The 8,451-nt window shown below is 48.3% G+C and carries 11 protein-coding genes; 8 read left to right on the forward strand and 3 right to left on the reverse strand.

Going from position 1 to position 8,451, the window contains the following annotated elements; all coding sequences use genetic code 11:
- Positions 1 to 577 precede the first annotated feature (577 nt).
- The 5 genes from G6N73_RS20345 to G6N73_RS20365 all read left to right on the forward strand — a co-directional run bounded on the left by G6N73_RS20345 (position 578) and on the right by G6N73_RS20365 (position 3,075).
- Positions 578 to 967: a hypothetical protein gene (locus G6N73_RS20345; RefSeq protein WP_165030896.1), complete on the forward strand. Its 390-nt coding sequence runs from the start codon at positions 578 to 580 to the stop codon at positions 965 to 967.
- 18 nt (positions 968 to 985) lie between these two features.
- On the forward strand, positions 986 to 1,336 hold the full coding sequence (locus tag G6N73_RS20350) for a hypothetical protein (RefSeq protein ID WP_165030898.1): 351 nt from the start codon (positions 986 to 988) through the stop codon (positions 1,334 to 1,336).
- Between the two features lie 71 nt (positions 1,337 to 1,407).
- Complete coding sequence (locus G6N73_RS20355) at positions 1,408 to 2,340, forward strand: nucleoside hydrolase (protein ID WP_165030900.1); 933 nt, start codon at positions 1,408 to 1,410, stop codon at positions 2,338 to 2,340.
- Positions 2,337 to 2,681, forward strand: a complete 345-nt coding sequence (locus G6N73_RS20360; protein WP_165030902.1) for a hypothetical protein — start codon at positions 2,337 to 2,339, stop codon at positions 2,679 to 2,681. The genes G6N73_RS20355 and G6N73_RS20360 overlap by 4 nt, the downstream gene beginning before the upstream one ends.
- Before the next feature lie 97 nt (positions 2,682 to 2,778).
- Positions 2,779 to 3,075 carry a TonB C-terminal domain-containing protein gene (locus G6N73_RS20365; protein ID WP_165030904.1) on the forward strand — a complete coding sequence of 99 codons (297 nt, stop codon included), beginning with the start codon at positions 2,779 to 2,781 and terminating at the stop codon, positions 3,073 to 3,075.
- 86 nt (positions 3,076 to 3,161) lie between these two features.
- On the opposite strand, the gene G6N73_RS20370 is transcribed toward G6N73_RS20365, so the two are convergent.
- The 3 genes from G6N73_RS20370 to G6N73_RS20380 form a co-directional block, all read right to left on the reverse strand.
- Positions 3,162 to 3,413 carry a hypothetical protein gene (locus G6N73_RS20370; RefSeq protein ID WP_165030906.1) on the reverse strand — a complete coding sequence of 84 codons (252 nt, stop codon included), beginning with the start codon at positions 3,411 to 3,413 and terminating at the stop codon, positions 3,162 to 3,164.
- Positions 3,414 to 3,713: 300 nt separating this feature from the next.
- Positions 3,714 to 4,148 (reverse strand): hypothetical protein, encoded by a 435-nt coding sequence (locus G6N73_RS20375; RefSeq protein WP_206078982.1) that lies wholly within the window; start codon positions 4,146 to 4,148, stop codon positions 3,714 to 3,716.
- A gap of 10 nt (positions 4,149 to 4,158) precedes the next feature.
- A complete protein-coding gene (locus G6N73_RS20380; RefSeq protein ID WP_165030910.1) occupies positions 4,159 to 4,515 on the reverse strand; it encodes a helix-turn-helix domain-containing protein in 357 nt (118 codons plus the stop codon).
- 501 nt (positions 4,516 to 5,016) lie between these two features.
- Between G6N73_RS20380 and G6N73_RS20385 the strand changes: the two genes are divergently transcribed.
- The 3 genes from G6N73_RS20385 to G6N73_RS20395 all read left to right on the forward strand — a co-directional run.
- Positions 5,017 to 6,624: a recombinase family protein gene (locus G6N73_RS20385; protein WP_165030912.1), complete on the forward strand. Its 1,608-nt coding sequence runs from the start codon at positions 5,017 to 5,019 to the stop codon at positions 6,622 to 6,624.
- 216 nt (positions 6,625 to 6,840) lie between these two features.
- Positions 6,841 to 7,563 carry a hypothetical protein gene (locus G6N73_RS20390; RefSeq protein WP_165030914.1) on the forward strand — a complete coding sequence of 241 codons (723 nt, stop codon included), beginning with the start codon at positions 6,841 to 6,843 and terminating at the stop codon, positions 7,561 to 7,563.
- Between the two features lie 502 nt (positions 7,564 to 8,065).
- Positions 8,066 to 8,451, forward strand: a 386-nt coding sequence (locus tag G6N73_RS20395) for a right-handed parallel beta-helix repeat-containing protein (protein WP_343044682.1), incomplete at its 3' end; no start/stop codon positions are given.

An 8,451-nucleotide genomic window follows, 5' to 3' on the forward strand; every position in this document is an offset into this window, starting at 1 on the left:
GGGCAGATGCATCTTTCAAACGAGTGATTTTGCCGATCGCGAAGGAGGAGAATACGGAAGAGAATACATAATATCTGGGGCTCAGATTGTAATCGAGCCTTCAGAGACAACATCTTTTCGTTCAGTTGGGGGGTACGCTGACTTTACTTTCCAAAACAGACCGAGCAATCTCGTAGAGTTAAGTGTAATTGACTTGCAAGAAAATAGAATATCGTTCGTAAAACGGTACATTAATACGTTTAATGGGCAGGTATTCTATACATTTTCACTACTTGAGAAATCGACGGAGACTACGGTGACCTTCAGTTTCAGCGACTCATTTAGCGAAGTGGATCGTGAAACGATAGTTAATGGTGTGGCTAACTCATTCCTGCTGATAGAATAGTTCCAATTCGAAGACTGGCAGCACGAAAACGGACCGAACAGGGAGCTATCTCATGACCGTCCTCAGCAACCATCAATCCGGAAATCCTGATATCCCGTCCGCTGCAACCACACCGAGACCGCTTGACCAACTGCTGGGTCTTCGATATTCCAAACAGTTATATTTTCGAGGCAAAAGGACGGGATTCAGCGAATGAAAACAGCTATCGGCATCGTACTGGTTGGACTGGCGCTTGGTGGTTGCACCGCCACCACCTCCGAAGGTGACGGCACGTCGTCAGCCACCTCTAAAACGGCGGAGAGCGCGTTCGTTGGTGCGTGGAAAAGCAATTGGGGTGGCGTAATCAACACGACGCTCGTAGTTCATAGCGTTAGTGGCAACACGGCCGATATTACGTACACGTGGCAGCAGACATCGTTCACCAGTGCCGGAAGTCAGCGCACGCAAGCGAACGTTTCTGGAAACCAACTCTCGTGGGGCGATGCAATTAGGTTCACGTTCACCGAACGTGACGGGAGGCTTTATGCCGTCCGTAAAGCTTCGAATGTCACTGCAAGGACAACATTCACAAGGCGCTCTTAACCGAAAAGAAAACCCACGATGAAGAGCCAAACGATACTTTCTCTGATGGCAGTGGCTTGGTTGGCTGGTTGTTCAGCCACCACTTCCAGCTCTGAACGCACTCAGCTCACTACTGCCGAGGTGCAAGCCACCTTTATCGATCATTCCTGGCGAGGCCCAAGAGGCCGATTCTTCTTCCAACTGGGTGGTGGTGCATACACCTATCAGGACGACAGTGGCTGGTCTCATCACGGCAGCTATACGTTGCTGCCGAACGGCGTGATCAAAGGTACCACCACTCGGTACACCTTCTACCGTATGCCGGACGGCAGCTACGTCTATTACCATAGCCATAGCGGTCGGTATTACCCGGCGAAACCGGTCGGATGACGGTAGTGCGGACACTCGTCGGGTGTCTACTCATTGTCATGTTCTCATTGCCTGTCCGCGCAAGTGGGCTCGTGGAGCATTTTCTCAACGGTCCCTGCCGATTTGCATACCATCCAGTTCTGATTGTCACGGATGTCACTACTTCAGGCGAGATCGACGACTCAGTCAGTCTCATGATGTACCGGGAGCTTGAACGGAGGGGATGTATTCGCATCGTTGGTGTCGTCTCGATTTTTGGCAACGGTGGGGCAAGCGCTAAAGAGGTGTATCGGAATCTCCATGACCGCCTGCATCAGCTCGGGCTCTCGGCTTGGGCGGTGCTAGAAGGACCAGCCCGTCGGATGTCCTTCTCGCAATCCTTGCCGCCCACGGCCGAAGATCAACAGCGCCTCTTTGCGATCGCCGCCATCGTCAACCAGCACGAGCGGGTGGTAATCGCTGAGTTGGGACCGTTCACTGTCTCGGCTCGGCTCTTGTCCGAAGGATTGGTAAGGCCGAAGCGGATTGAACGGATATTGGGGGTAGGCGGTCGGGCGCCCGGCGAGCGCTTCTCCACCGGACACGGACTGCCGTTTTCTTTTCGCGATATGAATGTGGACGAGGACCAGGCGGCCGTGTGGTACCTCCTCAAACACCATCCGCGAAAACTCTGGTTGGTGACGTATCAGACCGGCATCAATGAGCGGATGCTCACACCCGAAACTATTGCAGCGCTCGGCATCTCGGAAATCTCGGCGCACGCCAAGCGTCGGGCCAAGCGTCTCACATTGATTGGCTACGGCGGGAAGATACCGGCCTGGGACACTTGGACCACCTCATACTTCATTGAGGGTGGCAGTCAGAAATTATCCTGCCGACAACAGAAGGTCAGACTAGTCTATGTGCCGGTGGACACAGGCGAGGTTGAGCGCCGCCAACTGTGGGTATCCGACCGATTCGACCATGACTTTCGCTGGGTGGAAATGTGCTGGTGTGCGGATTCGTTAAAGGAGAACAAACAATGAAGCGACGGACGATACTTTCCATTATGGCGGTAGCTTGGTTGGCTGGTTGTTCAGCCACCACTTCCAGCTCTGAACGCACCCAGCTCACCACTGCCGAGGTGCAAGCCACCTTTATCGACCGCGCATTTCAGCGACGTGACCAAGGAACCTTCCTGTTCCGTTCGGACGAAACGTACACCTACGAAGGAAAGAACGGCGAAAGCCACAACGGGCAATACACCTTGCTTCCTAATGGTGTGATCGCCGGCACCACCACAAGGTACACCTTCTATCGTCAACCGGATGGCAGCTACGTCTATCATCACAGCAGCAGCAATCGCTATGTGCCAATTACTCTCTAGCCAGGTGCAGCTATCTATGGGCAAGTTAACTCTCTCATTCCTCTCCCTGTGCATGCTGACAACCTCAGCCTCAACCGAACCACTGACCGAGACTGAAATGAAATCGCTCCGTGAGCAGATTCAGCGCTGCTGGAGCGTGCCGATGATTAATGGATCCAACACTACGGTGTCAGTGCGCTTTCGTCTTGATCATACGGGCGCGCTCGTTGGCGAACCGGAGATTGTCGCCGATGGAGAAGTGACCAACACCAAAAGAGTATTCAGCGAAGCAGCCAAGCGCGCCATCAAAAAATGTGCTCCATACTCTCTTCCACCAGAGAAGTATGAAGCGTGGTCTAATCTCATTGTGCATTTTGATCCGAGCGCAGATTATCGCCGGAACGGTAGTGACTAATTTACCTCAGCAGAAAGTGAATTAGTCAAGTTTACAAAAAACCGGCCCATTTTGATGGACCGGTATTATTGATGCCGGACGCCGGCCTAAAGCCGATAATATTTACGACAATGATCTTGTTTGTACCCCTTAGGACATATGACCGTTTTGTTGTCGAGTAACTCCCATTCTCCAGATGAGATTAGCTTGCCTTTCCGGAACGAAATATATGTTTTGTCTGTGTAGAAAGTTACTTTACCTTCAACAAAGACAAACTTCTTGAAAATCTTCTTGTCAGCAATTGCCGACACTGGCAGTGCAAGAGTTGCCATCAGAGCGACAATCAACACCTTCTTCATAGCTCTTCTCCTTGTTTGGGGTCACACCATCGCAACCTGTTTAAGATTATAGTCTGCTAAATAGATTTTGTCAAAATCTTGTATAGGATCACCACTTATGAGACACTTCTATTAACACTCATAATATACTCCATCGGCGACACCAAACCAAGCGATAGCGGTCTACTGGAACGCAAAACCACCGGCTGGCTACAGCGTTATGGGGGACGCGCCAGCCGGTGGTTTTGCTCCGCTCGGTGCGTTGCTTCATCAATTTCCAACAAAAACAGCGCCACTGCTGGCGCTGATTTCACTCGTACCTCAATCTCGTTGGTCGATGACCTCGAGCGCCAAAGCCAACGCCTCAAAGAGGGTGGTGCTACGTGGCTCCGAATCCCAGGACTTCCTTGGCTTTGGTACCCACGGTCGCAACTCGGTGAAGCGATCGGCGAGCGCTTCTGCCTCGACGTACTTATTCCGGTAGCGGTGCGGTCGCGATACCGACACATCCAAGAGCGGTGCGTCAGTAGCAACACGAGCCACGGCCTCGATGAGGGCGATCGTGGTCTCTCCCTTCCGACAATGCTTGGTGATTGTTTCTGTCACCACCACGTCAGGACGCAACTGATGAATCCAGCTTTCTACCATCCTGGCTGTTTCAGCCGGACTCTTACTGGCTTGCCGGGAAATGCGCCAGCTATAAAGTGTGCCTTTAACCAAGAACACGTAGCTGACACGACCACTGGCTACGGCCACGGACAACACCCTACGCCCGGCCATTCTCGGTTGTGATTAAAGCTTCTAAACGAATGGCGAGCTGTGAGAGGGTGTGCGTTCGATTGAAGGTGACAGCTATGCTCGTCGGTGCAGTCGGTATCGACCGCAGCCGCGGAATAAGCTCGTCAACCACCTCATCCAACAACCCCGCCAGCAGACTTTCCATCGGCTTGCCATACACCAAGGAGAGTGTCGCGACCTCCAGCGTGGTCGGCGCTGAACGACCGTTCTCAATATTAGAGATACGGGTCTTATGGACACCTAATAAATGCGCGCAATCAAGTTGCCGTAGGCCGGCTTTATGACGCGCTACCTTGAGGTCCAAGGCAATATTGTTCGTCTTCATAAGGAACAAAACTATTAAACTGATAAAAGGCGCTATAGGCGCTCTGGTGCTAAAGCATAACCGATTAGCCCTGTATCAATAGACGCCGGTAGTTGCGGATTTCAATACTTTCCACCGTTATCAAACCAAAACCACCACGCTCATCTGACTTCGCCTTGCCCTTCTGGTTTCAGGCTGACGCCATGAAAACCAGAAGCGCGGCGAAGTCAGATGAGCGTGGTGGTTTTGGTAGGTAGGTTTGAGAAGTTTAGCGTTTTTTCGGGTCGAAAATAGACGGCCAGAATTCGACTTCCGGCATTTACTGCCGTCTATGGTGTTGCCGCCATTTCGGTACGATGAGCGGATGCAAAACGAAAAAGACAAACTACCACCCGAGCTGGAACGGTACCTGGCGCTTTGCCAACGTGTCTATGAACGTATGGAGCGCGAGGGTTCTTGGCCTTGGAGTGATTCGCCAGATTTTGAGAATGTGGTAGAGTCAAGGGATAATCAAAATGACTTATGAAAAAATGTTTTGGCTACGTGCGTGTCTCCACCGTCAAGCAGGGCGAGGGGGTGTCGCTGCAAGCCCAGCGTGAAGCCATCGAACGGTTCGCCACCGGGAACAACATCATCATCATCAAGTGGTTTGAAGAGAAGGAAACGGCCGCCAAATCCGGCCGTCCGGTCTTCAATGCTATGATCCGGCTCTTGAAGCAGCGCCGAGCTGATGGGGTGGTGATGCATAAGATAGACCGGAGTGCTCGCAACTTCGCTGACTGGGCGAAGATTGGTGACTTGGCCGACACCGGCATTGACGTTCATTTCGCTACCGAGAGCTTGGACTTTCGTTCGCGTGGTGGTCGGCTGGCGGCCGACATTCAAGCTGTCATCGCCGCTGACTACATCCGCAACCTACGGGAAGAGATCAAGAAAGGTATCTACGGACGCCTCAAGCAAGGTCTGTATCCGTTCGGGGCACCAATCGGTTATCTGGACCAAGGTAGTGGCAAGCCGAAGATACCGGATCCAGTACGCGCACCGTTCATTCGTCAGGCTTTTGAACTATACGCCAGTGGCCAGCATTCCCTACGCAGTCTCCTTATGGAATTGAAGCGGTTGGGTTTGCGTAACCAGTCCGGCCGACCACTCTCCAAGGGCGGGCTGGAAACCATCCTCGACAACCCTTTCTATTGTGGCCTCATCCGCATCCGCAAGAACGGCGAAACCTACCAAGGTATTCACCAGCCGTTGCTATCGGTGCAGTTGTTTAAGGCTGTACAGGAAATCAAAGCTGGCAAGTCCGGAAAGAAAGTAACGCGACACAACCACCTCTACCGAGGTTTGTTTCGCTGTCATCACTGTGACTCGGCAATGACCCCCGAGCGGCAAAAAGGTCACGTGTATTACCGCTGTCAGCAGCGAGAATGCGCGACCAAGTGCGTGAGAGAGGAAGTGTTGGAGACGGCGGTGGAGTCGGCACTTTCGTGCTTTCGAATATCCGACGAGGAAGAAAAGACGCTGTTACAAGCCTTTGAATCGTGGTGGAAAGCTCGCCAACAAACTGGCACCATCAGCACCATCAAGATGCAGTTGGGGCATATCAATGCTCGTATTGATAGATTAACCGAAACACTGGTTGATGGTCACATCGACCACAACACCTATAACCAACACAAAGAAAAACTACTACTAGAGAAACTGCAAGCTGAAGAGAAGTTAGTTATTGAGCGGAAAAAGAATGGAAAATCTTCCAACCTCCAAAGATTTCTCGAACTGATAAAAAGCCTTGCAAACAGCTATATTTCTTTAAATCCAACAGAAAAACGCGAGATGGTTCAAATCACCACCTCGAACCGCACGGTAGCTGGAAAAAGCGTAGTAGTTGAGCCGTCAAATTGGCTACTGATGACGGAAAATGCCATTGCTGGCCTGATTGGTGCTCCATATCGCCCCACTTCTCGAAGGCTACCGGAGTTGCGAGATGAGAACATCGAGAGATTAGTACAACTTGCTCAATCCGATGAGTTTGCGCGATTTAGTATAATATTAAATAGTCGGTTTCCTCGTTCAAATAGCACCACCAATAATCGCGCCATTACTGATATTGATACAACGAAAAACAAATAAACAATTGAGCTACATACCCACAAAGTTTTCTTAATCTCTTCTTAATCTTTTCTTTAACTTTCCTTAATGTCCACTGTGGTATAACTTGTTATCCACAAATAAATTAAGTATTTGTGTGTCAATATTATAAGTATAAGAAATCCTTATCATAATCAATGAACCAATATTAAAATAATCAAGAATTAACAACTAAGTGTTCTTGCAGTGAATTAACTTATGCAACCCATACCAAACCTACACAACAAACTATTAATTCTAGCTATAACAGTTATTGCTGTAGCAATAATAGTTTCTGTTTATCTTTTGTGTGTTCAAGAGATTGGAAACAAAAATTTGCAGAATCAAGTTTTATCAACTAATCAAAGTAATGAAGAGTTAGACACGAAGGTACACATTGAAGATTCAAATATTAAAGCAGGGACAGTGGAAGAGAGTGTAGATACGTCAAATTGGCAAACATACAGGAACGAAGAAGCTGGTTTTGAGTTTAAATACCCCAAGGAATGGAGTACTAGAGACATTAAGCCATACAGATCAACAAGATACATCATGGAAGAAGAGTTTCTAGTTTTAGATCCTGTAGTTAGTTTTCTCTCACCTAAAGAACTAGAGATAATCAACTCTCCAAATTACACAGATCAACCCGTAGGCTTCTTTATTACCGTGAGAAAAGTCAATGACATCAGTTTGGAGAAGTGGACTAAACAATACTACGATGGAAACCAACCTTGGTATGACGGTCCAGTAACTCATATGGATACCAAATTTCACTCAATACATAACACGTATTCAGCTAATGTGTCTGGATTAGGCGATGGTATATATTCGACTCATATAGAGCTTAATAATGGCTATCTTTTGACCGTGGATACACCATTAAGAGGATACCATGAAGGTGATATTTTAAAGGGAGTTATTAGTACACTAATAGTTTATTAATTATTAACATCAAATTAAACATGAAATTAATCAAATCCACAGCAGTATTATTCGCGATACTCATCTTTATTTCATCCACAAACATAACATTAGCCCAGCAAGACAATTCAAGAACCCACAAAACCGACAAATGGGAAATTTCTTATCCAGCTGACCTAGAAGCTGAAAATCTCGGTGAACGCACTTTACCCAGTAAGCTTAAGGTGTACGAAGAAGTATCTTTCAGTAAGCATGGTGAGAGTAAGGATACAACGTAAATGGATCATCAACCAATCCAGTACATATAACTTCAATCAAAGATGACTCGGTTGGCGGTGATACTAATGCCGACGGCACATCGGTTGGTAGTATTGGTGATTGGTATGATATATATGTACCCGGCACTTTAAATCTTAACTATGCCACAGTACGCTATGGTGGTAGGAATAATTATTCTTCTGTTTACAACCACGGTGGTGCTGTTAACATTACTAACTCTACCTTTACCAGTAATCAATTTGGTATCACAACTTATTTTGGTACTACAACTGTAACTTACAGCACCGTGGAAGATAATGATATAGGTATGTTTGTAGAGGCGGGCGTGCTAGAGGTCGGTAATACTCATATCAAGAATAGTGCTGATATGAATATTTGGCAGTACGACACTTCAACCGTATCAATAATCGACTCCGTCATATCAGGATCCGGACTTGATGGAATTATGCAAGATGCTGGAACAGCTACTGTAACTGGGACAGAATTTTATGATAATTACCGCGCTGGTTATATGGCATTTGGTGGATATGTGGGAAACCTAAGTAACAATAGCTTTCACGGAAACTCAGTTGGGTTTGAGACTTATGTCACTGCCACTACTACCGCCGAGAACAACTACTGGGGTGCTAC

It is taken from the genome of Allomesorhizobium camelthorni (assembly GCF_011045125.1).
Lineage (GTDB): Bacteria > Pseudomonadota > Alphaproteobacteria > Rhizobiales > Rhizobiaceae > Allomesorhizobium > Allomesorhizobium camelthorni.

What these genes read in the sequence shown, in the direction of transcription:
- G6N73_RS20350 (WP_165030898.1), top strand. Translation starts at nt 986, where the DNA reads ATGAAGAGCCAAACGATACTTTCTCTGATGGCAGTGGCTTGGTTGGCT.
- G6N73_RS20370 (WP_165030906.1), bottom strand. Translation starts at nt 3,413, where the DNA reads ATGAAGAAGGTGTTGATTGTCGCTCTGATGGCAACTCTTGCACTGCCA.
- G6N73_RS20360 (WP_165030902.1), top strand. Translation starts at nt 2,337, where the DNA reads ATGAAGCGACGGACGATACTTTCCATTATGGCGGTAGCTTGGTTGGCT.
- G6N73_RS20385 (WP_165030912.1), top strand. Translation starts at nt 5,017, where the DNA reads ATGAAAAAATGTTTTGGCTACGTGCGTGTCTCCACCGTCAAGCAGGGC.
- G6N73_RS20380 (WP_165030910.1), bottom strand. Translation starts at nt 4,515, where the DNA reads ATGAAGACGAACAATATTGCCTTGGACCTCAAGGTAGCGCGTCATAAA.
- G6N73_RS20365 (WP_165030904.1), top strand. Translation starts at nt 2,779, where the DNA reads ATGAAATCGCTCCGTGAGCAGATTCAGCGCTGCTGGAGCGTGCCGATG.
- G6N73_RS20390 (WP_165030914.1), top strand. Translation starts at nt 6,841, where the DNA reads ATGCAACCCATACCAAACCTACACAACAAACTATTAATTCTAGCTATA.
- G6N73_RS20345 (WP_165030896.1), top strand. Translation starts at nt 578, where the DNA reads ATGAAAACAGCTATCGGCATCGTACTGGTTGGACTGGCGCTTGGTGGT.